Raw genomic sequence first — 25,331 nt, 5'->3', positions numbered from 1 at the left:
GTTCGCCGGTCTTGCAGGCGATACCGTAGATGCTGCCCGTTTCAATTCTCTCGCTTGCCACCGAAACTCCCCCGAATATCCTGCCCCAGGAAGAGGCGATCGCCACGGCGCGTACGCTCATTGGCGGGCATTTCGCCGATTTCGAGCGGCTGGCCGCGGTCTATACCAACGCCGGTGTCCACACCCGGCAACTGGCGCGGCCGGTGGCCTGGTATCGCCAGGAACGCAGCTTTGCCGAACGCAGCGCGGTCTATCTGGAGGTGGCGCTCGATCTGTGGGTCGCGGCGGCGGAGCAGGCGCTGGCCCAGGCCGATCTGCGCGCCGACCAGGTGGATACCATCGTTACCGTGTCGTCCACCGGCATCGCCACCCCCAGCCTGGAGGCGCGCGCTATGGCACGGATGCTGTTCCGCACCGATGTGGTGCGCGTGCCGGTGTTCGGGCTGGGCTGCGCCGGCGGCACAACCGGGCTGGGCCTGGCAAGCAAGCTCGCCCGCGCCACGCCGGGGTCGCATGTGCTGTTCGTGACGGTGGAGCTATGCAGCATGGCCTTGCGCACCGACCGGGCGGACAAGGCAGATATCGTATCGACCGCGCTGTTCGGCGATGGCGCGGCGGCCTGCGTGCTGCGCAGCGGCGAGGGCGGCTTTGCCGAGATTACCGCCAGCGCCGAAAAGACCTGGCCCGATACGCTCGACATCATGGGCTGGCAGGCAGAGCCAACCGGCCTGGGCGTCGTGCTCAACCGGGCCATTCCCGCCTTTGCCCGGCAGGAAATGCGCCAGGCGATGGAGGAGATGCTTGCCCCGCAAGGCTTGCGGATCGAGGACGTTGATCGCTTCATCTGCCATCCCGGCGGGGCCAAGGTGGTCGATGCATTGGAAAGCGCCCTTGCTCTGAACCAAGGCGCATTGGTCAAGGAGCGCGAGGTTTTGCGGGATCACGGCAATATGTCTGCGCCAACGGTGCTGTTCGTGCTGGATCGCTATCGGCAAGAGGGACTGCCGCCGCTTTGCGTGATGAGCGCGCTGGGGCCGGGGTTTACCGCGTCGTCGCTCACGCTGCGGTGCGCGGCATGAACGCGGCCTATGCCATCATGGCCTTTGTCACACTGCAACGCCTGAGCGAGCTGGTGATCGCGCGGCGCAACACCGCGCGCCTGATGGCGGACGGGGCGCGCGAAGTGGGCGCCAATCACTATCCGGTGATGGTGGCCATGCACACCGCATGGCTGGCGGTCTTGTGGTTCACGGTGGGTGGCCGCCCGATCTTTCTGCCGCTCCTGGCGGTATTTGCCGTGCTGCAGCTGCTGCGGGTGTGGGTGCTGGCCACGCTGGGGCCGCGCTGGACCACGCGCATTATCGTCACGCGTGACGCGCCGCTGGTAAAGCGTGGGCCGTTCCGTTTCGTGCGCCACCCCAACTATATGGTGGTGACCGCCGAAATCGCGGTGTTGCCGTTAACGTTTGGCCTGGTGTGGGTGGCGCTGCTGTTTACCGTGCTCAACGCCGCCATGCTGACGGTGCGGATCAGGGCAGAGAACAGCGCGCTCTACGGCAGCGCCGGAATCAGCGCTTAGCGGCCGCCTGGCGTTCTGCGCGGATGCGCAGCATCGCGGCGTGGCACACGGGGGAAGTCTCATTGATCTTGGCGATCATGCAGGCTTCCACCTTCTTGCGGCTCAACGATTTCATCTCGGCCGGGCACAGCCGCCGCGCTTCCTGCACGCAGGCCTTCTTGCCGGGATCAGCCTCGGCCAAAGCGGGCGTCTGGCTCATGCCGATCAGCATGGCACCAAGACCCAGAATAACGCTGGCAGCACGTGCATTCATGAACGGTTTCCTTGCAAACAGGGTGCAGTTGCGACGGCCCACCGTATTGATTGGACTGCCTGAACCCAAGCTTGTCAACGCAGCTTGGCAATGCTCAGGCCATCGGCCTTGGCCCGATCCTTGACCGATTCCTCGGTGCGGGTGAGCGCCTTGGCAATGGATTTGAGGCCCATGCCCTTTTTGGCGAGGGTGTGAAGCTTCTGGAGTTCAGCAGGAGTCCAGGGCTGGCGATGACGTTCGAACTTTTCGGCCATGGCCGCGCGGTAGGGCATGACGGGGCGCCTGTCCAAGAAAACGGTAATACCAACCTGCACGGTTTCCAACCCATGAGGACGCCTTCTGGCGGCCTTCGGCAAGGCGCATCCGCCGGCGTGATGTGGTGCATCATGCCAAGGATGCAACGCAGTCCGAAGGTCGCCAGAAGGCGCCCGCAGGGTTGCGCTCCCCCGTCCGTTGGACTTTGTCGCGACCTTGCAACGATGCTCCCACATCGCTGCTGCGGCCGCTCCTCGCCAACGAACGGGGGAGCGCAATCCTCATGGGTTGGAAACCGTGCAGGTTGGTATAAGCCACAGAAAACGGGGGCCGGCATCGCTGCCGGCCCCCAATGCGCCTGTGGCCGTTTAACCGGCGTTGTGTTCGGCCATGGCCGACGGGCCGAGGGCGGGGGCCTTCCAGGGCACGAAGCCCCTGGGCCGTTGGCGGCGTCCGGCATGGCCAGGCGGCGCCAAAGCTCCCGTGCACGGTCCGTATCGCCCGCTCGGGGAAGAGCGAGGCCTGACCTGCTGCGCAACGCCGCTTGCGGGCGGCATCACGGGCGTGGCCTTTGCCTCGAAGCACCGCTCCCACGCGCGCCGATCATGAACGCACGGGACGGACCCCGCCGGGGCAAAGGACAGGCATATGGTGGTTGCGAAACAGTTCCAGGCCGCGTGTCCAGACACCAGCCAAGGCGGAATTGCTGCGCACAAAACCATTGCCGCAAGCCCCCTCGCGGGCGCCGTCACACCCGCTCACCATGCCGTGAAGGCACGAGCGGACATGGCCGGTGTTCCGTTTGGCAAAAGGCTTGCACTTCAAGAAAATAGCGCCGTAAATCATCGGCTTGTACCAGCTGATCGGCGGCACGTTTTCCTGTCGATAAAGGGATGCTGCGCCTGTCTTTCGAGTCGCGCAAGAGGGAATTTTGCGGATGGTTTGACAGGCGGGACGAGCGGTTCAACCTGTCACAAACCATCGCGCCACGCGGCGAGCTTTCCCACGGCGGCGCGCAGCATGGGCGGCGGCTTGCAGTGGCACAGCCGCACGATATGGCGCGGCGCGGGCGGGCCTTCCCACAGCGCGGAAAGCGGAATGGTTGCCACGCCCGCTTCGGCGACGGCGCGCGTGGCGAAGGTGCGATCATCCAGGGGCACGCCGCTCTGCGCCAGATCGATGCACGAAAACCAGGTGGCGCTGCCGGGCAGGGTGGCAAAGCCATGGTGGGCCAGCGCTTCCAGCAGCGCCTGGCGCGATGCCGCCCAATCGGCCACCTGGGCATCGATCAGCGCATCATCGGTCAGCCCTTCTGCCACGGCCCATTGCAGCATCGGCGGCGTGGTAAACGTCAGGAACTGGTGCGCGCGCGCAACCACCGTGGCCAGTGCCGGATCGGCCACGAGCCAGCCCACCTTCCACCCCGTGGCGCCAAAGATCTTGCCGGCCGATCCCACCTTGATCGTGCGCGCGGCCATACCCGGCTCTGCCATCAGCGAGGCATGGCGCAGGCCATCGAACCGCACCACCTCCCACACTTCGTCACAGATGGCGATCAGGTTGGCGGAAACGCAGAGCTGCGCCAGCGCCGTCCGCTCTGCCGCGCTGGTCACCGTGCCGGTGGGATTGAGCGGATCGTTGAGGATCAGCGCGCGGGTGCGCGGCGTGATCGCGGCGCGCAGCGCATCGATTGGCATGGCCCAATCGGGCGGCGCCAGGCCCACGAACACCGGCACCCCGCCAGCGCGGCGCACCAGCGGGGCATAGGCATCATAGGCCGGCGCCAGCACCAGCACCTCGTCTCCCGCGCGGACAGTGGCAAGGATCGCCGCTGCCACCGCCTCCGTTGCGCCCGACGTAACGATGACATGCTCGCGCGCCAGGGCCAGGCCCTGCCGCCGGGCATAGAACGCGGCGACCGCATCGCGCAGTTCGGGCACGCCGGCCATCGGGGGATATTGCTGCGATCGTTCCGCCATGGCGCGTGCGGCGGCTTGCGCCAGGGCGGGCGGCGGCGGGCCATCGGGAAAGCCCTGGCCGAGGTTGATCGCGCCATGCTCCCGCGCGAGGGCCGACATCGCCTCGAAAATCGTGGTGGGCATGGTGGCATAGAGCGGGTTCAGCGAAGGCGCGGTCATCCCGCGATCTTAGGCACCCGATGCGACGACGCAAAGCCTGTTGCACTGAGATCACAATTTGCTAGCCTCTTTCAGGCGAACCGGGGGGCAAGGCAATGCGCAAGGCGTGGCAGGCAGGCGTGGCGGGATTGGCACTGGTGCTGTGCGGCGCCAGTGGGGCACAGGCGCGCCAGATGGCAGACCTGATCCTGCACAATGGCCAGGTGCTGACGGTGGACAAGCGTTTTGCCGTGGCGTCTGCTGTGGTTGTGCGCGGCGATCGTATTGTCGCGGTGGGCGGGGAAGGGCTGCTCAAGCGCTTTGCGGCGCGCAATGTGGTCGATCTCAAAGGCCGCACCCTGATGCCCGGCTTCATCGATACGCATCTGCATCCCGCGCCGATCAAGCCCAGCGACATTGCCGTGGCCAGCGCCACCAGCATGGCACAGGTGCAGGGCATGCTGCGCGACAAGGCCCGCGCGCTGGGGCCGGGGCAATGGATCACCGGCTATGGCTGGCAGGAAGCCAACCTGGCGGAAAAGCGCAATATAACCCGTGCCGATCTCGATGCGGCCGTGCCTGACAATCCCGTGCTGCTGGTGCGCGCCGGATCGCATTCGGCCGTGGCCAACAGCCTGGCGCTGAAGCTGGCGGGGATCGACCGCAACACGCCCGATCCCGCCGGTGGGCTGATCGAGCATGATGCCAATGGCGAGCCCAACGGTATCATCCGCGAAAGCTATGGCGCGGTGCTGCGCCTGATCCCCCAGCCCGGCTGGGACGTGATGAAGCCGGCAACGGTCACCTGGCTCCGCTCCATTCTGGCGCTGGGCATCACCAGTTTCCACGATGCCAGCGGATCGATCGACGACGAGCCCTATGGTGCGGGCGGCCCGGCGCCCGGCGAACAGGGGCTGGACCTGCTGGGCGCGGGAATGACCTTTCGCCGCGCGCGCGAACTCTATGCGGAAATGGGTGACCGCCTGCCGCGCGTGACCATGTACATCAGCTATCCCGGCGCCGCGCGGCTCAAGGCCTTCCCGCATCACACCGGTTATGGTGACAATCATGTGCGCCTGGGCGCGATTGGCGAGAACGCGGTAGACGGCGGCTTTACCGGCCCCACCGCGTGGCTGCTGGCCGATTACAAGGGGCAGCCTGGCTTTCGCGGCAAGGGCCGCTTCACCGACGCGCAGCTTCAGGAGATGGTCGATACCGCGGCTGCGGCCGGCTGGCAGATGGGCCTGCACTGCATTGGCGACGCGGCCATCGTGCAGACCGTCAATGCCTATGACATGGCGCTCAAACGCCTGGCGGCGCAGGGCAAGATGCCGGCTGACCACCGCTGGTTCACCGATCATTTTACGATCATGCCGCCCGATGCCACGATGCAGACTATGGCGCGCGACAAGGTGATGATCGCCCAGCAGCCCAATTTTCTCTACAACCTGGAAGACCGCTACACCCAGGTGCTGGACGATTGGCGCCTGGCGCATAACAATGCGGTGGCCACGCCGGTAAAGAAATTCGGCCTGTTCATGGCCTTCGGCAGCGACAACCTGCCGGTGGGGCCGCTCGTCGGCCTCTATGCCGCGATCACCCGCAAGGGGCCCAGCGGCGTGGTGCACGGCGCGGAAGAAGCCGTTTCACGTGCCGAGGCGATTCGCATGTACACCGCCAATGGCGCCTATCTGTCTTGGGAAGAAAGTCAGAAGGGCACGTTGGAACCGGGCAAGCTGGCCGACATGATCGTGCTGCCGTTCGATCCGCTGACCGCGCCGCCCGAAGCCCTGCTCAAGGGCAAGGTGGATATGACGTTCGTGGGTGGCAAGCTGGTCTACGACAGCCGCTTGCGTCGCTGACGGGGCATCGGCCCTGCGTCGATCGACGCGGGTCAGTGCGCCGTCGCGGGATTGTAGCCAGGATAGAGCAGCTTGATATCCTGCGGGGCATGGCACTGCTTTACCGCAGTCGTGGCATGGCGCAGCCGCTCTGCGGTGAGCGAGGCGTTGGACAGCGCATGCTGGCGCTCGCGGCCCACTTCATCGGCGGTAAACGGACGGGTGCCGGCCGGCACGCTATGCCCGCCCAGCACGAAGACCACATAGTTCATCAGATCGGCCAGCTCGGCATTGTCGCGGATGCGGCTGTGCGCGACGTTGGGCAGGCGCAGCAGATAGGCACGGCTATCGGGCGTGCACATGAACCAGCCGACGCGGCCCAGCAGTTCGGGCAGTTGCGCCGGCACCGTGCTGCCGTTCACGCCGTGGCAGCCGCCGCAATTCTCGATATAATCCACCCGCGCCTGGTTGGGATCTTCCATCACCGGTTGCGCTAGAGCGGGGGCGGGCGCGGCATCGTGCGCGGCGCTCAGCCGCGTGGCGAGGCTGGCGCTGAGCAATGCCGTGGCCGCCAGCAGGGAAAGACGCGCGATCTTCATGGCCGCTGCGCTCAGGCCGCGCCGACCAGCACGGCGGTGGAGCAGTGGTATTCCATGCTCTGCGTACCGAAGCACCAGATGATATCGTTGTTGAGCTGCGGCACATAGATCTGCGTTTCGCGGTCGGCATTGTCGCAATTGCACTTGTTGCAATAGGATTTGCCGCAGCAATCGCGATAGGCGATCAGGTACGACTTGCCGTCTTCGGGATTGACGCAGGTGCCCACCCACGACACCGGAGAGGGTTCGGCCCCGGCCGGGCAGGTGTGTACCCCGCCGCCGCAGCAGGTGCACAGCGCGCCGTCGATCGCGCAATAGCGCCAGTAATCGCACTTGGTATTGTCGGTTACCTGCGCGCCACGGGCAAAGGTGGTCTTGGCCTCTGGCCCGCGATCGGGCTTGGCCGGCGCGGCATTGGCGCGGCTGACCGGCAGCACGGGGAATAGCGGCGCGGCCACCAGCGCAGTGCCCAGCCGGGCGAGGATGCCTCGGCGCGACGTGCCGCCGGCAAAGCGCCGCAAGACCTTTTCGCCCAGGCTGTCAGCATCGAAATGGATCATGATGGTTGCCCCTAGAACTTTTCTCGTAGCGTTTGCGTCAGGCCACCGCGCCATGCATGCGGGCGACATAGTCCTGCACCGAATGAACCCCCATTTCGTGAGCAATCACCAGGCTTTCGAGGTGCTCGCGGCTGTTGACCAACCCCTTGGACAGGACCACGCCCTGGTCATCGAGCAGCACCGCAAACGGCAGCTTGCCCACGGCAAAGGCCTGACCCACTTCCGGCCCATTGACGAAGGGATAAGCTTCCAGGCCATGGCGGGCGATCATCTCGCGCTGAGCATCCACCGTATCGTCGCCCACGAAGGTCAGCGCCACGCGCTCGTCGCGGGCAAACGATTTGGCCATGGGGATCAGGTTCTTGCACAGCGGGCACGAAGCCGAAACGAACATCAGCAGGCGCAGCGGCGTGCCCCGTGCCGCGCCGCCCACGCTGATCGCCGCGCCATCGAGCGTGTGGCTGGCCACGGCCTGGCTGGCCGCCCCAACGGCGGGGCCGCCCGCCGTGGTCAGCGCGCCGGCCGGGGCCACGCGCATGTGCAGCACGCCCACCTGGCGCGCCAGGGCCAGCAGCGCCACCACCAGCAGTGCGATGATCACCCAGGAAATGCCTTGTGAAACGATCAGAGCCGTCATCATCGCCCGCTACCCTTTTCGCGCCGGGGCCAGCGGAGAACCCGCCAGGGCCACGATCGCATTGAACAATTGCACCAACAGAAACAGCACGATCCCGCCAGCCGCGCCCAGCAGCCAGGCCTGGCCCGGCAGCGGCGCGATGGCCAAGGCCGGCAGCAGCAGCGCGGCTAGCACCACGTTGCGCATGACCAGCGGCCAGGACAGCGGCTGGCGCAGCGCGGCATGGCCGCAGCCGCAATCGATATGCCCACGCCCGCGCCGCAGGTTGACCGCCATGGCCCAGGCGAAAATGCCCAGCAGCAGCGCGGCAAGCGCGGCTGCTGGCGGCGCCATCAGGCCAGACAGCAGCCAGGCGCCCAGGACCAGTTCTGCCACGGGTAGGGCGCTGGCCACAGGCGCCACCAGGGCCGGCGGCAAGAGGCGGTAATTGGCGATCACGCCCGGTAGCAAAACCCGATGGCGCAGCTTGCCCGCTGCCGCCGAAACGAACACCAGCCCCACGCCCACCGTGGCAATGCGCCCGGTCAGCGCCACGGCCATCAGGCCGATCGCCGCAGGGGCCGCATCCGGGGCGCCGAGCGCGATCACTGCGGCTGTGCCACCGTGATCACGCCATTGCCGGCATGATCCAGCTTCCACGCCTGCTTGCCGGTGGCCAGATCATAGACGTAGACCGTCTCGTCCTCGCCAGCAAAGACCAGGTGGGGGGCGGCTTCCTGCGTCACGGCAATCATGCGCGGTTCGCCGGGCACGGCCATGCGCTTGACCACCTTGTGGCTGGCCAGGTCGAGCTGCCACACTTCGCTCGCGCCGGCTTTGTGCGACCAGAACTCGCCCATGTGCATCAGGATATAGACCTGGCCGGTGGCGCGGTGCAGGGCCATCTGTTGCACCCCGCCCGGATACCAGTTGACCTGGTTGGGCGCGGCCGATCCGGCCGGCACGCCGGCGGCTTCCTGCAAAGAGAACGGCGCGGCAATCACCGGCTTGGCCCCCAGCGTAGCGGTATAGACCTTGCCGGTATAGCTCAGCATCACGATCTGGTTGTGCCCGCGATCGACTTCGAAATTGTCGAAGATCGGATCGTCGGTGGCGGAAAAGAACGGATCGCTGCGGGTGATCTGGCTTTTCCCGCCGGCCAGGCTCAACGTGGCGAGCGAGCCATCGGAGCACAGCGCCGACAGGCCCACGCCGGGCACCGGAACCAGGCTGGCGCAGCCGGGCAGTTCCACCGTCTTGACGAACTTGCGCGCCGTCAGATCGATCACGTTGACCGAAGAGGCCGGGCTCATGTTGTAGACATAGCCTAACTTGCCGTCGGGGCTGACCACGAAATTGTTCATCCGGCCGCCCACCAGCAGCCGGCCCGGCATGGCAATATCGGCCTGAAGCTTGAGATCGACGCTGTCGAACACCGAGACATAGTCCTGCCGCGTTCCGCGCAGGCCCTTGGTCCACAAGGTGGACGACACGTAATAGAACTTGCCCGCAGGATCGAGCGCCAGGTCGGTCAACTGCGGGGTTTCGACGTGGCCGATCAGCTTGCCACTGACGGTATCGTAGATGACCGAGGAATTGGACGTGAACCCGCCGTTGATGAAGAACCAGCTGGTTTTGGGCGGCGTCAACTGCGCCACGTCAGACTGTTCGGGTTCCACCGACGCGATCGGTGCGGCGACCGGGGCCGCCATGGCCGACGGCGCCAGCGCCCCAGGCAGGCCGCCGGCCAGCGCCACGGCCAGTGTTGCAGTTGCGAGAAAACGCCCCTTGATGGCAGCAAACGTCATCGTGGCCGGCCCCTGTTCGAATGTGACAGCCCGTGGTGATCGCGGCATTGGCAAGGGCGCGAAGGACCGGGTGTTTGCCCGAGTCCGGCATGCCCCCACATGCCATTGCGATCACAAGTTTTGACGAATGTCCTATTTCAGTCAAGCGACATTCGCAGGTGCCGCAAAACTTTTCGCGCTATCTGGCATCACATGGATCGCGGGTGGGCATGCCCAGCCCGGCAATGTCGTCCGGGGTGATGGTACAGGCCAGTTCCACCAGCGCCTTGCCGGCGATCGCGATGAACGCCGGCATGCGATCGGCCCAGGGCTTGCGATAGCCGAGAAAGGGTGTCGCCCCTTCCATCGAGGCGCTGATGTAGAGCGCCACGATCTGGGTTTCGGCCGCAGACAGCGCGGGGTTCAGCACGCTGACATATTCGCAGATCACCCCGTGGACGCGGGCATAGAACTGCGCCACCCGCTCTGCCACCACCGGGTTGTGGTTGGCCATGGCCCACAGTTCGGTAAACAGGCGCGTGGTGCGCATGCCGGCAATATCTTCCAGGCACAGCGCGATCACCCGGCGCAGCCGCTCCTGCGCGGTAAGGCCGGGCTGGCGCACCTCGTTGTCGAGTACCTTGTCATAGCTTTCCAGCATGTCGTCGAGCATGAGCTGGACCAGCATTTCCTTGCGCGGGAAATGATAGCTGACATTGCCCACCTTCATCCCACATTCGGCGGCGATGCGGCGCACGGTGAACTGCGCGGCGCCTTCCTCGATCAGCACCTTGTGCGCGGCCTTGACGATGGCTTCGGCCGTGGCTGCGCCACGGGCATAGCCACCGGGGCGCGGGGTGGTGATGGCACGGTCTGCTGGTGTCATTTCCGCCAGGCTACCACGGGCAGAGCGAAACGGCCAGTTGTCCGTGGCAGCTGCGCCGGCAGATAAAACGACCCCCGCCGTGCCGGGGCGCGACGGGAGCAAGGGTGGAAAGTGCTCTGGCGGTTGGCGAGAGCGCCGCGTCAATAGCGCATGGAATATTTCAGCCCGAAATACTGAGGCTTGATCGGCATGGTGCGCGAAGAGCCCGAGCAGTATTCGATCGCGCAGAACGTGTTCTTGGACAGCTCGCCACGGCGATCGAACACGTTTTCGATGAAGGCCGTCAGCGTCCAGTTGTCCTTCGACACGCCGGTGGAGAAATCGAAGCTGACGAAGCCCGGCGTGTTGCCCAAGAGGCTGTTCTTGTAGGTGTCGAGGTTGGAGGTCGACAGCGTCTGGGCGTGCATGGTCACTTGCGCGAAATCGTTGAGCGAGCCCAGATCGCCTTCATACCGCGCCGAAAGCTGGCCCTTGAAGCGGGGTTGGCGCGGCAGGCGCGTGCCCTTGGCGGCGGCGATCTCGTCGGGCTTGCCGGTGCAATCGCTGATCGGGGTGAGGGTGGCAGGGTCGAGCACGCAGAAATCCTGCGTCAGCTTGGCATCGTTATAGGACCCGGAACCGCTGATCGTGAACTGCCCGAGCTTGAGATCGAAATCGGATTCGATGCCGAACACCCGCGCGGCGCCAGCGTTGACCGTGCCGCCGTTGCCGAAATATCCCAACGGGATGACTGTGTATTGCACACCGGTCCACTTTTCATAATAGACCGCCGCGTTCCAGCGCAGCTTGTTGTTCCAGCTGGTCTTGACGCCTACTTCGTAATTGGCCAGCCGATCGGCCTTGTAAGTGCCCATCTCTGGCAACTGGTTGGTGCCGCCAGGGCGGAACCCGGTGGAATAGGTGGCATAGACCATCTTGTCGGACGTGACCTGCCAGGTCACGCTCACCTTGTGGGTTTCGCCGGTCTCGTTGTAGGCTGGCTTGTTGTTGTTGACGCAGGAAAACCGCTGGTCGGCCGGGAACGGCACGGTACAGCCAAGTTTAAGCGCCTGGCTGGCGACGCCGCTGAATCCATAGACCGAGTTGTTGGCCTTGAACACGCGGATGCCGCCGGTCACCTTGATCTGCGAGGTGATCGGCACGGTGCCTTCGGCAAACACCGCATAGTCGCGGAATCGCTGGTTGAGATCCTGGTTGTAGAACGCGTCGCGCTTGATCGCCGGGTTCCACTGGCAGCCATCGGCGCATGAGGTGGCGAGGTCGATCTGGCTCAGGCCCGGGATCTGGTAATCATCGTCCTGCGCCATCTTCTGGAACTGGAAGAAGCCGCCCACGGTCAGGTCGAAGCCCCATTCCTTGGGCACCGAAAGGCGCAGTTCCTGCGTCACCTTGGTCTGGGTCAGGCGGCCGATGTAGGACTGCGTCGGGTTGATGAAGTTGCCGCTCTTGTCGCGGAACTTGAGATAGTTTTCATAGCCGGGGCCAAGCTGGTCATAGTGGACCGAGTAATAGGTATAGTCGCTGGTATTGTGGATCTTGCGACGGAAATAGCCTGATGAGGACACCAGGTCGAAATCGCCGATCTTGCCCTGGATGGTCAGCGAGGCCTGGACCCACTTGTCGACATTTTCGGTCGGGCTGTAGTCATGGACTTCCAGATCGCCGACGCGCGGATCATAGTTGAAGAAGCCCTTGGCATCGAGATACTGGTAGGTGACAGACGGGTAGAGCTTCCAGTCGCCCGCCTCAATGGTGGCGTTGATGCGTCCGCCATAGCTGTCGACCGGGTTGTAGTTCTTCTGCACCAGCGTGGCGTTGTCGACGGTGTAGGTCGTGGTGGGATCATCATCGCCCAACTGGTAGGTGTACTTGCCGTGGGTGTTGTCGATGTAGCCGCCCTCGTGATCGTAGAAGCCCATCATGCGCACGGCGATGTGTTCGTTCACCGGGATGTTGACGAAGCCTTCGACCATCGCCCCGGCCGCGCCCTTGCCATAGGCATCGACCTGCACATCGGTGCCGGCCTCGAACTTGCCGATCTTGGCCTTGTTGGTGATAATGCGCAGCGTGCCCGCCAGCGAGCCGGCGCCATAGAGCGTCCCCTGCGGGCCCGACAGCGCCTCGACCCGCTCGATATCGTAGATGTGCACTTCGGGCATCCGCCCCGGCTGCGAAATCGGCACGTCATCGAGATAGGTGCCGCTGGTCGACAGTGCGCCACCATCCACGGCAATGCCGCGGAAATAGACTTCGCTCTGCCCTGGCCCTAGCCCGGAAAAGCTGACCGAGGGCAGCATGCTGGCGTAATCGGCGAAAGTGCTGACCTGGTGCTGTTCCAGCTTTTCCGCGCCCAGCGCCTGGATCGAGATCGGCACCTTCTGCACGCTTTCGGCCTTGCGCGTGGCGGTGACCACGATTTCGCCAAGGCCGCCGGTGCCATTGTCTGCAGCGGCCGCATCGGGGGCCGGGGCGGGCGCGGGTGCCGACTGGGCCAAGGCCGCAACCGGCAGCGCCATGCTGGAAAGGACGGTCGAGGCGCCGAGAATACCCAGTGCACGCCTCATCTGCGACCGTTGTTCAAACACCATTGTTCATGCCCCCTGATGGCCTGAAGTTCTTTTTCTGCCGTCTTCCTGCGAACGCTCGTTTTTATGATTATCGTTTGGTGATGATCTTGGCGGCGGTGTTGTAATTATGCCGCTTTTTGTGCAGTCGCCGTGCCGATTTGCGCACCTGTGCGATCAAACGCTTGCGGCGCCCGATTGCCGTGGCGCGCCATGCCGCCAACAGCGCGAGTGATCTGCGGCATTGCAGCGCAGCGATTGCAAGCTGTTGATTCTACACAATAGTGCCGCGATGCGGCGCGGTCTCAATCACTATCTTGTTGCGGATAGTGCCAGCAAAACGCCGGCTGTCAACAAAATTCAGCGATCTGGCATCGCAGATTGTGCGGGCGATTGAGCCGGTCTGGGGGACGAGCTGTTCGCAGTTGCGTAATCGCGCGGGCATGTCATGTTTCCGGTCATGTTGATCGGGGCAAAACCGCAAGGCAGGATCTGTGATGGCAAATGACGTGGCCGGCCGGCATGGCGTGGGAACCGCACCTGCTGATGCGGGTGGTTCGGCCAGCGGAACGGTTGATGCGGCGCTGGGCCATGCGGCCCGCCTGATGGCGCGCCAGCCCGCGCTGGCGCTGGCGCAGGCGCGCGAGATCCTGCGCGCGGTGCCGGGCCACCCTCACGCCATTCTGCTCGAAGGCCAGGCCCTGCGCGTGCTGGGCCACCTGGCCGAGGCGCGCGGCGTGCTTGCCGCGCTGGTGGCAAGCCAGCCGCGCGCGGCAGCTGCGGCGGCCGAACTGGGGCTGACGCTTGCGGCCTTGGGCGAAGACGCCGCAGCGATGGCGCAATTGCGCCGGGCCGTGGCGCTCAAGCCTGATCTGGCCCATGTCTGGCAGGCGCTCGCCACGCTGCTGCGCGCCAGCGGTGACGAAGCCGGCGCCGGCCAGGCCGAAGTTGCCGGTATCGAGGCTGCGGCCAAGGACCCCGTGCTGCTGCGGGCCGCCCTGGCCATGGGGGAAGGGCGGCTGGACGAGGCGGAAACCCATGTCCGCGCGCGCCTGGCGATGATCCCCACCGATCCTGCCGCGCTGCGCCTGCTGGGCGAGGTGCTGTGGCGGCAGGGAGAGATCGAGGCGGCGCTGCCGCTGCTGCGTGCCGCCGTGGCGCGCGCGCCCGCTTTCGTGGCGGCACGTGAATTGCTGGTGCGCATCCTGGCCATGGGGCCCGATGTGGCCGAGGCGCTGGACCATGCCAGCCGCCTGGTGGCCGATGATCCCGAGCATGGCGGCCATGCCATGCTCAAGGCCTCGTTGCTGGTGCGCATTGGTGACCAGGAGGGCGCGCGCGATCTCTATCGTGCCATCCTGGCGCGCGATCCTGGGCGGCCACGGGTGTGGCTCAATCTCGGCCACGTTGAAAAGACCATCGGCAACCAGGCCGCCGCGATCGAGGCCTATCGCCGCGCCGCCGCGCTCGATCCGGCAACGGGAGAGGCGTGGTGGAGCCTGGCCAACCTCAAGACCGTGCGACTGGAACAGGCCGATATCGCCGCGATGCGCGCGGCCCTGCCTCACGATGCTGTGGGGGATGAGCGTGCCGAAGATGTGGCGCAGATGCACTTTGCCCTGGGCAAGGCCTTTGAAGACCTGAGCCGCGACGATCCCGCCGCTGCCGAAAGCGCCTTTGCCCATTATGCGCGCGGCAATGCCCTGCGCCGCAGCGTGCTGGATTATGATCCGGCGCGCACCGCCGCCGCGGTCGATCGCCATGCCGCCCTGTTCACGCCTAAGTTTCTGGCAGAGCGGGCCAGCTGGGGCTGCCCGGCCGCCGATCCCATCTTCGTGGTGGGCCTGCCGCGCAGCGGATCGACGCTGGTGGAGCAGATCCTGGCCAGCCATTCGCAGATCGAGGGCACGATGGAACTGCCCGACATGATGCTGATTGCCGACCGCCTGCAATCACGGGTGGATGCCAATGACGGCGAAGGGGGCGAGTTTGCCGACATGGCAGCGCTGCTCGCCGCGCTTGGACCGGACGATTGCCGCCGGATGGGCGAGGAATATATCGAGCGCACGCGCATCCACCGCAAGACCGATCGTCCCTACTTCGTCGACAAGATGCCCAACAATTGGCAGCATGTGGGGCTGATCCGCCTGATCCTGCCCAATGCGACGGTGATCGATGCGCGGCGCCATCCGCTCGGCTGCTGCTTTTCGGGGTGGAAGCAGTATTTCGCCCGCGGCCAGGTGTTCAGTTATGACCTGAGCGAGATCGGGCACTACTATGCCGCCTATGTGCGGCAGATGGCCGCGTTCGATCGCGCGATACCGGGCGCGGTGCACCCTGTGATTTATGAAGCAATGGTGGCCGATACGCCGGGCCAGGTGCGCGCGCTGCTGGGCGCCGTGGGGGTGCCGTTCGAAGAGGGCTGCCTGACGTTCTGGCAAAACCGCCGCGCGGTGCGTACCGCCAGTTCGGAGCAGGTGCGCCAGCCGATCTATACCGATGCGGTGGAGCACTGGAAGCGGTTCGAGCCCTGGCTCGATCCGCTGCGCGCGGCGCTTGGCCCGGTGCTCGACAGTTATCCCGACGTGCCGGCGGGGTGGTGACCCCGCCGGCCGCCGTGCGCATCAGGCGACGCTGAGCGTCACATCGATGTTGCCGCGCGTGGCGTGGCTGTAGGGGCAGATTTCGTCAGCCTTGGCCACCAGCGCTTCGGCTGCGGCACGATCGACACCGGGCAGATGCACGGTCAGGGCCACAGTCAGGCCAAAGCCGCCATCGCTGCGCGGGCCGATGCCGACGGCCGAATCCACCGCGATGTCAGCCGGAACGCGGGGCAGGGCCTTGTCCTGGCTGGCGGCGAACTTCATCGCGCCGATAAAGCAGGCGGCATAGCCGGCGGCGAACAGCTGTTCGGGGTTGTTGCCGGCGCCATTGCCACCCAGTTCCTTGGGCGTGGCCAGCGTGATGTCCAGGCGATTGTTCACGCCGTCTTCGGCAATCGTGGCGCGGCCATCGCGGCCACCAGTGGCCTTGGCATGGGCGGTGTAAAGCGGCTTGATCGACATGACAGAGTTCCTTTCGCGGTTTAATATCGAAAACGATTAAATCGTGTGCGATCTAAATAGGTGAGTCGCGCGGAAAGGTCAAGCACTTGCGATTTGATCGCACGCGATTTATCTTGTCGATATGGAACAGACCCCGTCAGACCCGCTCGATACCGCGCTTTCCGGCCCCCAGGCGGCTGCCGAGCTGGCGGCGCAGATGGCGGCCGGCGGACCACCCTTGGCCACCGGCACGGCTGACAAACCCTTTGCCAACATGCTGTGCTTTTCGGTCTATGCGGCGCAACTGGCGTTCAACCGGCTCTACAAGCAGCTGCTGGCGCCCCACGGCCTCACTTATCTGCAATACCTGGTGCTGGTGGCCCTGGCCCAGGCGGAAGACCGCACCGTGGGCGAACTGGGCGAAGTCCTGTTCCTGGAATCCAACACGCTGACCCCGCTGCTCAAGCGGATGGAGGCTGCCGGGCTGGTGGTGCGCCGGCGCGACGCGGAGGACGAGCGCGTGGTTCGCGTGGCGCTCGCCCCGGCCGGCGCAGCGGTGGTGGCCCAGGTGGAATGCGTGCCGCTCGATGTGCTGTCCGCGCTCGACATGCCCTTGGGCGATTTGCAGCAGATGAAGGCGGCGATCGACCGGCTGGGTAGCGAGCTGCGCAAGTCCACCACCTGAAATCGCCGGCCGGTGTTGGCATGGCCAGAGCCGCACGATCACGCGTGGCTCTGGCCGGAATGCAGATTACGCAGGCAAGCCGCTGATCGCCTTCATTTCCATGAAGTCCTTCAGGCCATAGAGCCCGCCTTCACGGCCATTGCCCGATTGCTTGTATCCGCCGAACGGGGCGCCGGGGGTGGGGCCCCAGTTGTTGATCGCCACCATACCGGCGCGCAGGGCCGGAACCACGTCTGCCGCCTTGGCCGGATCGCCGGTGATGCAGGCCGAAAGGCCATAGCTGGTGTCGTTGGCGATCTCGATCGCCTCGTCCAGGCTGTCATAGGGGATGATCGTGGCCACCGGGCCAAAGATCTCTTCCTTGGCAATGCGCATGTCCGGCGTGACATTGGAAAACAGCGTGGGCGCAATGTAATAGCCACGGTTGACCTCGGCCGGCAGGTCAGGGCCGCCGCATTCCAGCGTGGCGCCTTCGTCGATCGCCGACTGGATCAGGTCGCGGATCTTGTCGTGCTGCGCCTTGTTGACCACCGGGCCGAGGTGGCTGCCTTCCTCCAGTGGGTTGCCGACCTTGGCGGCGGAATACATTGCCTTGACGAACGCGGCGGCCTCGGCCTGGCGTTCACGCGGGACAAGGATGCGCGTGGGGGAGATGCAGCTTTGCCCCGAATTGACCAGCGGGCCAGAGGCGGTCGCCGGCAGCTGGCTGGCAAAATCGGCATCGGGCAGCACGAGGTTGGGCGACTTGCCACCCAGTTCCTGGTGCACGCGCTTGACCGTGTCGGCCGCCGCCTTGGCCACCATGATGCCGGCGCGGGTTGAGCCGGTGAAGCTGACCATGTCGATATCGGGATGGCTGCTGATCGCCGTGCCCACACCGGGGCCATCGCCCTGAACCAGGTTGAACACGCCTGCCGGCACGCCGGCGGCGTCCATGATTTCAGCGAGAATGGCGGCGCAGGTGGGGCATTCTTCCGAAGGCTTGAGCACCATGGTGTTGCCGGCGGCCAGAGCTGGCGCCACTTTGAGCGCGATCTGGTTAAGCGGCCAGTTCCATGGGGTGATCAGGCCGACCACGCCGATCGGCTCGTGGGCCACCTTGAAGGCGCCATTGTCTTCCACGAACTGGAAGTTCTTGAGGGCCGCGATGGTCCCCATGAAGCCACCGACGCCGGCGCCAACCTGGGCCGTGCTGGCAAAGCTCAACGGCGCGCCCATTTCCTCGGCCATGGCGTGGGCCAGATCGGGAATGCGCTTCTTGTATTCCGCAACGACGCGGTCGAGCAGCGCAAGGCGCTCTTCGCGAGTCGTCCGGCTGAAGGTCTTGAAGGCGCGGCGCGCGGCAGCCACGGCAGCGTCAACGTCTGCAGCAGTGCCGAGCGTGATCGCGGCGCAGGGTTCTTCCGTCGCCGGGTTGATCACCTCGTGGCGGCGGCCGCCTTGGCTGTTGACCCATTGGCCATCGATATAATGCTGAAGGCGTTCGCGCATCGCGCTTCTCCAATCAATAAGTTAGGTAAGCTAACTTTTAGGGAGCGCAGGCGGCGATGGCAAGTGGAGGTATTGTGCAGAATGGATAGGGTTTCGCGCCGTGCACCACCAAACGACGATGCACGGCGCCTTATCCGGAAACGCGCGTCTGTTAGACGGTTCGGCGGCCGGTAAACAGCTGCACCAGACCGATGATCAGCGCGAGCACCAGCAGAATGTGGATGACGCCGGCGGTCACCTTGAAGGCGAAGACGCCCAGCGCCCAGAGCACGAGCAGAACGAGAGCGATGGTCAAAAGCATGGCGGGGCTCCTGGAACGGGTGGCGCCCCGCCTGTGGCGGTGGCGCGGATTGGCATCCTTGTGTGGCTGGTAAACGGTGCACCAAAGGGCTGGTTCCCGAATTTGAAAATCGTCGGGAATAGGCGATTCACCGTAGGCTTGGGGCGGGCGCTAACCATTTATTGGTAATATTCCTCCACGCTTCCCAAGTGGTTGGTGCGTGACGCGCCAGATCCACGGGCCGGGGGACACGAGGTTGAGCGAGGAACAGCGCACGGGCTGGATTGTCGGTGCCACGTTCGCGGCACTGCTGGCCCTGTCGGGCGCGCTAATGGCAGCGCTCAATCATTCCATCCATGTGGCCGATGCCTTTACCCGCAAGGATGAGCGCGAGATGGTCGCGCGCTATCTCGATACGCGGGTGCGTACGGTAATCATCGGCCAGACCGGGCAACTGGTGTGGGATGATTCGGTCCAGCATGCCGTGCGGCACACTGATCTGCCATGGATGGACCGCGAACTGGGCGTGTTCCCGTGGACTAACCAGGGCGCCGAAGAGACCATGCTGGTCGAACCCAACGGCACGCTGGTGCGCGGCTGGCGGCACGGCCAGGTGATGCCCGACTATCCCTATGCCAAGGCGCGCTGGCAGGTGGAATCGGTTTTGTCCCAGGCGCGCAGCAACCGCCGCGTCTATGGCCAGGTGGCGCAGTTTCGCCGCGTGGGCGGGGCGCTGTGGCCGTTCGATGCGCGCGGCGCGCCGCTTTCGCGGTGGGGGTCGTCGCTGGTTTGGCATGACGGCCGGCTGATGCTGTTGACCGCCGCGGCCATCGTACCCGATCGGAACTATGCGTTGCTCACGACCGAGCCGCGCTATCTCGTTTCGCTGCGCCTGGTCGATGATCGCGTGCTGCACGCGCTGGCGGCCGATCTGCTGCTGCCCGATTTTCACTTCGTGCGCACGCTGCCGCCGCTGAGCACGGTCAATTCCCTGCCGCGCTTCAGCGCCGATGGCACGCGGGTGGGCTTCTTCGTGTGGACGCCGCAATTGCCCGGGCCAGCCATCTGGCGCGGCACGGCGCCGCTGCTCGCCACCTGGATTTTCCTGTTCCTGGCGGTGTTGGCCGGTGGCGTGATGATCGTGCGGCGTATGCGCGCCACCACGCAGCATCTGCAGTTGAGCGAAGCCCAGGCGCAATACAACGCGCTGCATGATCCCATGTCTGGCCTGGCCAATCGCCTGCACTTTGCCGAACGCCTGCGCGAGGAACTGGCCGATGCCAACCGCCAGCGTCAGGCAGGCGGCCAGGGCGATGTGTTCGTGGGCTATATCGATCTCGATGCGTTCAAGACCGTGAACGACACGATGGGGCACCATGTGGGCGACGAACTGGTCACCCAAGTGGCGCAGCGCCTGCGCGGCGGATTGCTGCAGACTGACCTCATCGCACGGTTTGGCGGCGACGAGTTCGTGGTCCTGCGGCGCACCACGGGCGGGCTGGGTGCGGCCAATGCGCTGGGGCGTCAGATCGTGGGCCTGATGGCCGAGCCGTTCATCATCGCTGGGCACAGCCTGGGCGTGACATGCTCATGCGGGATCAGCTGGGGGCCGGGGCAAACCGACGATGCCGCCGAACTGCTGCGCCGTGCCGACATTGCGCTCTATCGGGCCAAGCAGGGCGGCCGCGCGCGCTATCGCTGCTATACCAACGGCATGGACGCTACCGAGCGGCTGGCGCGCGAACTGGAGCTGGAACTGCGCCGCGCCATCGCCAACGACGAACTGGAGGCGCACTTCCAGCCGATCGTCGATCTCGCCACGTGGCAGATCGAAGGGTTCGAGGCGCTGTTGCGCTGGCCGCACCCCGAGCGCGGCGATATCGGGCCGGGCGTGTTCGTGCCGATTGCCGAACAATCCGGGCTGATGGTGCCGCTGGGCACCTGGATGCTGCGCCGTGTGTTCATGCAGTGCCGGCACTGGCCTGCCGCCGATATCTCGATCAATCTTTCGCCGATCCAGATCATGGCCCAGGGCTTTATCGAAACGATCGCGGCGTTGGTGCAGGAAACCGGCATCTCGCCGCAGCGGGTGATCCTGGAAGTGACCGAGGGCGTAATGCTCGATCGCAGCGATCATGTGGCGCAAACGCTCACGACGCTTCAGGACATGGGCTTCCGCATCGCGCTGGATGATTTCGGCATCGGCTATTCCTCGCTGAGCTACCTGCGCTCGTTCCAGTTCGACCGCATCAAGATCGACCGCTCGTTCGTGCAGAACATCGAAAGCGACCTCGATGCGCAATCGATCCTGGGGGCAATCGTCGCGCTGGGGCAGACCCTGCGCATGAAAGTGGTGGCCGAAGGGGTGGAAACCGAGCTGCAACGCCGCCTGGTCCACGCCGCCGGGTGCGAGTTTGTGCAAGGGCACCTGTTCTGGCCCGCGCTGCCGGCCGATCAGGCCTGCGCTCTTTTGGCCCGCAACGCCGCCCAGCACATGCAGCAGGCGATCTGACACCCAGAATCCTCCCCCACACCGTGGGGGAGAGGTGGCGGACCGCAGGTCCATCGGAGGGGGAGTGCAGACTATGCGCTTTTCTGGGCCAGGGGCCAGTTGCTGGCGTAGAATAGCGGGACCCCGGATCAAGTCCGGGGTGACGAAATTCACATAGGCGCTAGACACTTACAGTCACCCCGGACTTGATCCGGGGTCCCGCTTCCTGATCGCGCCAACCCAAATACCCCGGCCAACAAAAAACCGCCCGAAACGGGCGGCTCTGTTGCTTCGGCGTAGCGTGGAGCGTTCAGCCCTGCGCCTTGTCCACCATGGCCAGTTCGATCGCAGCGGTCTGGGTGACCGGGGCGGCGCTGGCCGGTGCGCCGTGGGGATAGATGAAGCCAAAGGCGGGCGATGGGCGCATGCCGAGCGATTGGGTCGGGCCGTACCACACGCGCACTTCCGACCAGTCACCAGCGGCCGACACGTCAACCGCCATCACGCCGCGTTCGACCATGCCAGGGCGCGACCAGTTGGCATGGTTGATCATCACGTGGCGGGCATCGACCACCTTGCTGACCACGGCGACATGGCCATAGGGCATCGCGTGCGAGGCGCGGAACGCGAGGACGGCACCGGCCTTGGGCTCTTGCCCGCGGGCATAGGTGCCCGCAGCATTGCCCCACCAATCGCGCGCATTGCCCGAAAGCTGAACGTCGGAAACCTGGCGGGCATAGGTCACGCACTGGAGCCGGGCATGGGCCACGTTCGGCAGTGCAGCAAGCGAAGCGAAGGCGGCCAGGGCGGTGAGTGCGGTGCGAAGCATGGCCTGCACCTTAGGGTTTGCGGCGGATTCTGGAACCGGGGGTTCCCACGCTTCACCGCTCGCGACGGGCCGTTTATCCTGCATTCATCCTGGCTGTGGATAACTTTCGCAATGCAGCATGGCGGACACGAAAAACGCCCGGACCGCTTGGGTCCGGGCGTCTGTCTTTCGTGCCTGCCGCATCGCTGCGGCAAGGCCAGCTCGCTTACGAGCTGTAGTACATGTCGAATTCGACGGCCGAAGGCGTGGTTTCCCAACGGAACACTTCGGGCCACTTGAGTTCGATGTAGCTTTCGATCTGGTCCTTGGTGAACACGCCGCCATCGAGCAGGAAGTCGTGGTCAGCGGCCAGCGAGTCCAGCGCTTCGCGCAGCGAACCGCACACGGTCGGCACGGCGGCGAGTTCGGCTGGCGGCAGATCGTAGAGGTTCTTGTCCATGGCTTCGCCCGGGTGGATCTTGTTCTTGATCCCGTCGAGGCCAGCCATCAGCAGCGCGGCATAGGCGAGGTAGGGGTTGGCCATCGCGTCGGGGAAACGGAATTCCACGCGCTTGGCCTTGGCGCCGGCGCCATAGGGGATGCGGCACGAGGCCGAACGGTTGCGGGCCGAATAGGCCAGCAGCACCGGCGCTTCATAACCCGGCACCAGGCGCTTGTAGCTGTTGGTGGTGGGGTTGGTGAACGCGTTCAGCGCCTTGGCGTGCTTGATCACGCCACCGATGAAGTACAGGCACATGTCCGACAGGCCAGCATAGCCATTGCCAGCGAACAGGGGCTTGCCCGAATCCCAGATCGAGATGTGGGTGTGCATGCCCGAGCCGTTGTCCTTCATGATCGGCTTGGGCATGAACGTGGCCGTCTTGCCATAGGCCTGCGCGACCTGCTGCACGACGTACTTGTAGATCTGCATGCGGTCGGCCGTCTGCACCAGGGTGCCGAAGGTCAGGCCCAGTTCGTGCTGCGCGGCGGCCACTTCGTGGTGGTGCTTGTCGCAGGGCAGGCCCATTTCGAGCATGGTCGAAACCATTTCGCCGCGGATGTCGACGCAGCTGTCGACCGGGGCAACGGGGAAGTAGCCACCCTTGGCACGCGGACGGTGCGCCAGGTTGCCGGCTTCGTAGTCCTTGTTCGAGTTGGTCGGCAGCTCGATGTCGTCGATCTTGAAGCCGTTGCCGTCATAGCCGTCATAGAACTTGACGTCGTCGAACAGGAAGAATTCCGCTTCCGGGCCGACATAGACGGTGTCACCGATGCCGGTCGACTTGAGGAACGCTTCGGCGCGCTTGGCGGTCGAACGCGGATCGCGCGAATAGAGTTCGCCGGTCGACGGTTCGACGATGTCGCAGTTGATGATCAGCATCGGCGTGGCCGAGAACGGATCGACATAGACCGAGTCGAGGTCGGGCTTGAGGATCATGTCCGACTCGTTGATGGCCTTCCAGCCTTCGATCGACGAGCCGTCGAACATCAGGCCGTCTTCCAGTTCGTCTTCGCCCAGGACCGACGACACCATGGTGAGGTGCTGCCACTTGCCCTTGGGGTCGGTGAAGCGGAGATCAACCCACTCGATTTCCTCTTCCTTGATACGGGCGAGGATGTCCTTTGCACTTGCCATCGCTGGTCCTTCTGTTTGCCCGCTGGATAAAGACGCGGGCTTCAGGGGTGGTTGGAAAAGGAGGCCGCCCGTCCCAAGGCCACCCCCGCTTCACCCGCCGCACCGCCGGTCTGCCCTCCACCCAGGGTGGAGACCAGGCGCACGCTGCGGCGAAATTCGTTCAGATCGCGTCGTTGTCGCGTTCGCCGGTGCGGATGCGCAGGGCGCTTTCGATGGGGATCACGAAGATCTTGCCATCGCCGATGCGGCCGGTCTGTGCAGCAGCCGCCACGGCTTCCACCACGCGCTCCACCAGGGCGTCGGCCACGACGACCTCGAGCTTCACCTTGGGCAGGAAATCGACGACGTATTCCGCGCCGCGATAGAGCTCGGTATGGCCCTTCTGGCGGCCGAAACCCTTGGCTTCGGTCACGGTGATGCCCGAAACGCCGATTTCGTGCAGCGCTTCCTTCACTTCGTCGAGCTTGAAGGGTTTGATGATCGCTTCGATCTTCTTCACCGGTTCCTGACCCCTGCACCTGATGCCGCGCTGCACCACGAAAGTGTGGGCAGGCGCATGTTCCTCGTGTCCGCAGACCCGATCCTAACAAGAATCGTGCCACTGTTAAGCACAGTGCCCTAGGCCATTGCCGCCCGGTGCGAAAGCGGGAAATTCAGGGGGAAAGAAAGAATGCAACCCAACCCTGTGCAAAATCATGCGGGTTGTTGCGCAGATGCGACGGAAAAGTGCTTAAATAAAAGGCAGGGGCTGCCTGTTTTTTGGGCAGCCCCTGCCTGGGCAGAGCGTGAGATCAGGCGGCGTAAGGCGGCTTGTGCAGGCCTTTGGGGCTGGTGGTGAAAATCTCGCAGCCGTCTTCGGTGATGCCGATCGAATGCTCGAACTGAGCAGACAGCGAACGGTCGCGCGTGACGGCCGTCCAGCCATCGTCGAGGATCTTCACGGCGGGCTTGCCCAGATTGATCATCGGTTCGATCGTGAAGAACATGCCGGGCTTGAGCACCGGGCCAGTGCCGGCGCGCGCGGCGTGCACCACTTCGGGCGCATCGTGGAACAGGCGGCCCAGGCCGTGCCCGCAGAAATCGCGAACCACGCCATAGCGCTGCTTTTCGGCATGGGCCTGGATCGCCGCGCCGATATCGCCCAGCCGCGCACCGGGCTTGGCCTGCTCGATGCCGATCATCAGGCACTCATAGGTAACGTCGACCAGGCGGCGCGCCTTCAACGGCACGTCACCAACCAGATACATCCGGCTGGTATCGCCGTGCCAGCCATCGAGCAGCGGCGTCACGTCGATATTGACGATATCGCCGTCCTTGAAGGTCTTGTCCGACGGAATGCCGTGGCACACCACATGGTTGATCGAGATGCAGCACGAATGCGCATAGCCGCGATAGCCCAGCGTCGCCGGCACCGCGCCAGCGTCCAGCGTCATCTGCCGCACGACATCGTCGATGGCGGCAGTGGTCACGCCGGGCTGCACCAGCGGCGCCACGGCATCAAGGATTTCGGCCGCCAGGCGCCCGGCCTTGCGCATGCCCTCGAACCCGGCGGGCCCATGGAGCTTGATCGTTCCGTCGCGCAGGACGGTTTCGGTGTCGTCTACGGTCACATATTCGGTCATCGCCACGATATAGCGGGGCGCGCGCGAAATTGCGAGGTTGGATCGTGCGGCGCAGGCTGCCCAGCTGGCAGGATATCTTCACACGAAGCCACGAAGGCACGAAGATGGCATTTCGCTACGTGGCTTTGTGCGCGAAGATCGCATGAGGCTGGCAAAGCAGATAGCTGGACCCCGGATCAAGTCCGGGGTGACGAAGAAAAAATCACCATAAAGACTA

Annotated in this window: 23 protein-coding genes; 6 read left to right on the top strand and 17 right to left on the bottom strand. The window is 64.9% G+C overall.

What is annotated here, in order from left to right:
- The first annotated feature begins 29 nt into the window (after positions 1–29).
- Both C8K14_RS04945 and C8K14_RS04940 read left to right on the top strand, forming a co-directional pair.
- On the top strand, positions 30–1,079 hold the full coding sequence (locus C8K14_RS04945) for a type III polyketide synthase (RefSeq protein ID WP_107715892.1): 1,050 nt from the start codon (positions 30–32) through the stop codon (positions 1,077–1,079).
- Entirely contained in the window at positions 1,076–1,579 is a 504-nt protein-coding gene (locus C8K14_RS04940) for an isoprenylcysteine carboxyl methyltransferase family protein (RefSeq protein WP_107715891.1), read from the top strand. Before C8K14_RS04945 ends, C8K14_RS04940 begins: the two co-directional genes overlap by 4 nt.
- On the opposite strand, the gene C8K14_RS04935 is transcribed toward C8K14_RS04940, so the two are convergent.
- The 3 genes from C8K14_RS04935 to C8K14_RS04925 all read right to left on the bottom strand — a co-directional run bounded on the left by C8K14_RS04935 (position 1,569) and on the right by C8K14_RS04925 (position 4,225).
- Entirely contained in the window at positions 1,569–1,874 is a 306-nt protein-coding gene (locus C8K14_RS04935) for a hypothetical protein (RefSeq protein ID WP_233253932.1), read from the bottom strand. The genes C8K14_RS04940 and C8K14_RS04935 overlap by 11 nt on opposite strands.
- A 32-nt stretch (positions 1,875–1,906) precedes the next feature.
- Positions 1,907–2,086 (bottom strand): SANT/Myb-like DNA-binding domain-containing protein, encoded by a 180-nt coding sequence (locus C8K14_RS04930; RefSeq protein WP_054130888.1) that lies wholly within the window; start codon positions 2,084–2,086, stop codon positions 1,907–1,909.
- A gap of 972 nt (positions 2,087–3,058) precedes the next feature.
- Positions 3,059–4,225 carry an aminotransferase class I/II-fold pyridoxal phosphate-dependent enzyme gene (locus C8K14_RS04925; RefSeq protein WP_107715890.1) on the bottom strand — a complete coding sequence of 389 codons (1,167 nt, stop codon included), beginning with the start codon at positions 4,223–4,225 and terminating at the stop codon, positions 3,059–3,061.
- A gap of 95 nt (positions 4,226–4,320) precedes the next feature.
- Between C8K14_RS04925 and C8K14_RS04920 the strand changes: the two genes are divergently transcribed.
- Positions 4,321–6,066, top strand: coding sequence for an amidohydrolase (locus C8K14_RS04920; protein WP_107715889.1), 1,746 nt, complete (start codon positions 4,321–4,323; stop codon positions 6,064–6,066).
- A gap of 32 nt (positions 6,067–6,098) precedes the next feature.
- On the opposite strand, the gene C8K14_RS04915 is transcribed toward C8K14_RS04920, so the two are convergent.
- From C8K14_RS04915 to C8K14_RS04885, 7 genes are all read right to left on the bottom strand, one after another.
- Positions 6,099–6,644, bottom strand: a complete 546-nt coding sequence (locus C8K14_RS04915; protein WP_054130608.1) for a hypothetical protein — start codon at positions 6,642–6,644, stop codon at positions 6,099–6,101.
- An 11-nt stretch (positions 6,645–6,655) separates the two neighbouring features.
- Complete coding sequence (locus tag C8K14_RS04910; RefSeq protein WP_022676185.1) at positions 6,656–7,204, bottom strand: methylamine dehydrogenase light chain; 549 nt, start codon at positions 7,202–7,204, stop codon at positions 6,656–6,658.
- A 37-nt stretch (positions 7,205–7,241) separates the two neighbouring features.
- Complete coding sequence (locus C8K14_RS04905) at positions 7,242–7,844, bottom strand: methylamine utilization protein MauD (protein ID WP_107715888.1); 603 nt, start codon at positions 7,842–7,844, stop codon at positions 7,242–7,244.
- 6 nt (positions 7,845–7,850) lie between these two features.
- Positions 7,851–8,429 carry a MauE/DoxX family redox-associated membrane protein gene (locus C8K14_RS04900; protein ID WP_233250908.1) on the bottom strand — a complete coding sequence of 193 codons (579 nt, stop codon included), beginning with the start codon at positions 8,427–8,429 and terminating at the stop codon, positions 7,851–7,853.
- Positions 8,426–9,628 (bottom strand): amine dehydrogenase large subunit, encoded by a 1,203-nt coding sequence (locus tag C8K14_RS04895; RefSeq protein WP_107715887.1) that lies wholly within the window; start codon positions 9,626–9,628, stop codon positions 8,426–8,428. The genes C8K14_RS04900 and C8K14_RS04895 overlap by 4 nt, the downstream gene beginning before the upstream one ends.
- A gap of 178 nt (positions 9,629–9,806) precedes the next feature.
- Complete coding sequence (locus C8K14_RS04890) at positions 9,807–10,493, bottom strand: TetR/AcrR family transcriptional regulator (RefSeq protein WP_107715886.1); 687 nt, start codon at positions 10,491–10,493, stop codon at positions 9,807–9,809.
- Between the two features lie 140 nt (positions 10,494–10,633).
- The gene (locus tag C8K14_RS04885) at positions 10,634–13,057 is read right to left on the bottom strand and encodes a TonB-dependent receptor (protein ID WP_107716014.1); all 2,424 of its coding nucleotides are present in this window, start codon (positions 13,055–13,057) and stop codon (positions 10,634–10,636) included.
- 497 nt (positions 13,058–13,554) lie between these two features.
- Between C8K14_RS04885 and C8K14_RS04880 the strand changes: the two genes are divergently transcribed.
- A complete protein-coding gene (locus C8K14_RS04880) occupies positions 13,555–15,660 on the top strand; it encodes a tetratricopeptide repeat-containing sulfotransferase family protein (protein ID WP_107715885.1) in 2,106 nt (701 codons plus the stop codon).
- Between the two features lie 21 nt (positions 15,661–15,681).
- On the opposite strand, the gene C8K14_RS04875 is transcribed toward C8K14_RS04880, so the two are convergent.
- Positions 15,682–16,122 (bottom strand): organic hydroperoxide resistance protein, encoded by a 441-nt coding sequence (locus tag C8K14_RS04875; RefSeq protein ID WP_107715884.1) that lies wholly within the window; start codon positions 16,120–16,122, stop codon positions 15,682–15,684.
- A 196-nt stretch (positions 16,123–16,318) separates the two neighbouring features.
- Here C8K14_RS04875 and C8K14_RS04870 point away from each other — a divergent pair, with 196 nt between their 5' ends.
- Positions 16,319–16,786 carry a MarR family winged helix-turn-helix transcriptional regulator gene (locus C8K14_RS04870; protein WP_107716013.1) on the top strand — a complete coding sequence of 156 codons (468 nt, stop codon included), beginning with the start codon at positions 16,319–16,321 and terminating at the stop codon, positions 16,784–16,786.
- Positions 16,787–16,852: 66 nt separating this feature from the next.
- On the opposite strand, the gene C8K14_RS04865 is transcribed toward C8K14_RS04870, so the two are convergent.
- Together C8K14_RS04865 and C8K14_RS04860 are read right to left on the bottom strand one after the other, a co-directional pair.
- Entirely contained in the window at positions 16,853–18,277 is a 1,425-nt protein-coding gene (locus tag C8K14_RS04865; RefSeq protein ID WP_107715883.1) for an aldehyde dehydrogenase family protein, read from the bottom strand.
- Positions 18,278–18,428: 151 nt separating this feature from the next.
- Positions 18,429–18,578, bottom strand: a complete 150-nt coding sequence (locus C8K14_RS04860) for a lmo0937 family membrane protein (RefSeq protein ID WP_022676155.1) — start codon at positions 18,576–18,578, stop codon at positions 18,429–18,431.
- Between the two features lie 199 nt (positions 18,579–18,777).
- Between C8K14_RS04860 and C8K14_RS04855 the strand changes: the two genes are divergently transcribed.
- Positions 18,778–21,069, top strand: coding sequence for a bifunctional diguanylate cyclase/phosphodiesterase (locus C8K14_RS04855; protein ID WP_054130602.1), 2,292 nt, complete (start codon positions 18,778–18,780; stop codon positions 21,067–21,069).
- Positions 21,070–21,358: 289 nt separating this feature from the next.
- Here C8K14_RS04855 and C8K14_RS04850 read toward each other — a convergent pair whose 3' ends face one another.
- The 4 genes from C8K14_RS04850 to map form a co-directional block, all read right to left on the bottom strand.
- The gene (locus C8K14_RS04850; protein ID WP_107715882.1) at positions 21,359–21,877 is read right to left on the bottom strand and encodes a CHAP domain-containing protein; all 519 of its coding nucleotides are present in this window, start codon (positions 21,875–21,877) and stop codon (positions 21,359–21,361) included.
- A 205-nt stretch (positions 21,878–22,082) separates the two neighbouring features.
- The gene (gene glnA / locus C8K14_RS04845) at positions 22,083–23,492 is read right to left on the bottom strand and encodes a type I glutamate--ammonia ligase (protein WP_022676152.1); all 1,410 of its coding nucleotides are present in this window, start codon (positions 23,490–23,492) and stop codon (positions 22,083–22,085) included.
- Between the two features lie 160 nt (positions 23,493–23,652).
- Complete coding sequence (locus C8K14_RS04840) at positions 23,653–23,991, bottom strand: P-II family nitrogen regulator (RefSeq protein ID WP_022676151.1); 339 nt, start codon at positions 23,989–23,991, stop codon at positions 23,653–23,655.
- 292 nt (positions 23,992–24,283) lie between these two features.
- The gene (gene map / locus C8K14_RS04835) at positions 24,284–25,114 is read right to left on the bottom strand and encodes a type I methionyl aminopeptidase (protein WP_054130601.1); all 831 of its coding nucleotides are present in this window, start codon (positions 25,112–25,114) and stop codon (positions 24,284–24,286) included.
- Positions 25,115–25,331 lie beyond the last annotated feature (217 nt).

Origin of the sequence: Novosphingobium sp. GV079 (assembly GCF_003058045.1) — a bacterium.
Classification (GTDB): domain Bacteria; phylum Pseudomonadota; class Alphaproteobacteria; order Sphingomonadales; family Sphingomonadaceae; genus Novosphingobium; species Novosphingobium capsulatum.
This window is presented reverse-complemented; position numbering and strand designations above follow the sequence as displayed.

Excerpts from the sequence above, each read along its gene's own strand:
- C8K14_RS04945 (WP_107715892.1), top strand. The coding sequence starts at position 30 with ATGCTGCCCGTTTCAATTCTCTCGCTTGCCACCGAAACTCCCCCGAAT.
- C8K14_RS04940 (WP_107715891.1), top strand. The coding sequence starts at position 1,076 with ATGAACGCGGCCTATGCCATCATGGCCTTTGTCACACTGCAACGCCTG.
- C8K14_RS04930 (WP_054130888.1), bottom strand. The coding sequence starts at position 2,086 with ATGGCCGAAAAGTTCGAACGTCATCGCCAGCCCTGGACTCCTGCTGAA.
- C8K14_RS04925 (WP_107715890.1), bottom strand. The coding sequence starts at position 4,225 with ATGACCGCGCCTTCGCTGAACCCGCTCTATGCCACCATGCCCACCACG.
- C8K14_RS04920 (WP_107715889.1), top strand. The coding sequence starts at position 4,321 with ATGCGCAAGGCGTGGCAGGCAGGCGTGGCGGGATTGGCACTGGTGCTG.
- C8K14_RS04915 (WP_054130608.1), bottom strand. The coding sequence starts at position 6,644 with ATGAAGATCGCGCGTCTTTCCCTGCTGGCGGCCACGGCATTGCTCAGC.
- C8K14_RS04910 (WP_022676185.1), bottom strand. The coding sequence starts at position 7,204 with ATGATCCATTTCGATGCTGACAGCCTGGGCGAAAAGGTCTTGCGGCGC.
- C8K14_RS04905 (WP_107715888.1), bottom strand. The coding sequence starts at position 7,844 with ATGATGACGGCTCTGATCGTTTCACAAGGCATTTCCTGGGTGATCATC.
- C8K14_RS04895 (WP_107715887.1), bottom strand. The coding sequence starts at position 9,628 with ATGACGTTTGCTGCCATCAAGGGGCGTTTTCTCGCAACTGCAACACTG.
- C8K14_RS04890 (WP_107715886.1), bottom strand. The coding sequence starts at position 10,493 with ATGACACCAGCAGACCGTGCCATCACCACCCCGCGCCCCGGTGGCTAT.
- C8K14_RS04885 (WP_107716014.1), bottom strand. The coding sequence starts at position 13,057 with ATGAGGCGTGCACTGGGTATTCTCGGCGCCTCGACCGTCCTTTCCAGC.
- C8K14_RS04880 (WP_107715885.1), top strand. The coding sequence starts at position 13,555 with ATGGCAAATGACGTGGCCGGCCGGCATGGCGTGGGAACCGCACCTGCT.
- C8K14_RS04875 (WP_107715884.1), bottom strand. The coding sequence starts at position 16,122 with ATGTCGATCAAGCCGCTTTACACCGCCCATGCCAAGGCCACTGGTGGC.
- C8K14_RS04870 (WP_107716013.1), top strand. The coding sequence starts at position 16,319 with ATGGCGGCCGGCGGACCACCCTTGGCCACCGGCACGGCTGACAAACCC.
- C8K14_RS04865 (WP_107715883.1), bottom strand. The coding sequence starts at position 18,277 with ATGCGCGAACGCCTTCAGCATTATATCGATGGCCAATGGGTCAACAGC.
- C8K14_RS04860 (WP_022676155.1), bottom strand. The coding sequence starts at position 18,578 with ATGCTTTTGACCATCGCTCTCGTTCTGCTCGTGCTCTGGGCGCTGGGC.
- C8K14_RS04850 (WP_107715882.1), bottom strand. The coding sequence starts at position 21,877 with ATGCTTCGCACCGCACTCACCGCCCTGGCCGCCTTCGCTTCGCTTGCT.
- glnA (WP_022676152.1), bottom strand. The coding sequence starts at position 23,492 with ATGGCAAGTGCAAAGGACATCCTCGCCCGTATCAAGGAAGAGGAAATC.
- map (WP_054130601.1), bottom strand. The coding sequence starts at position 25,114 with ATGACCGAATATGTGACCGTAGACGACACCGAAACCGTCCTGCGCGAC.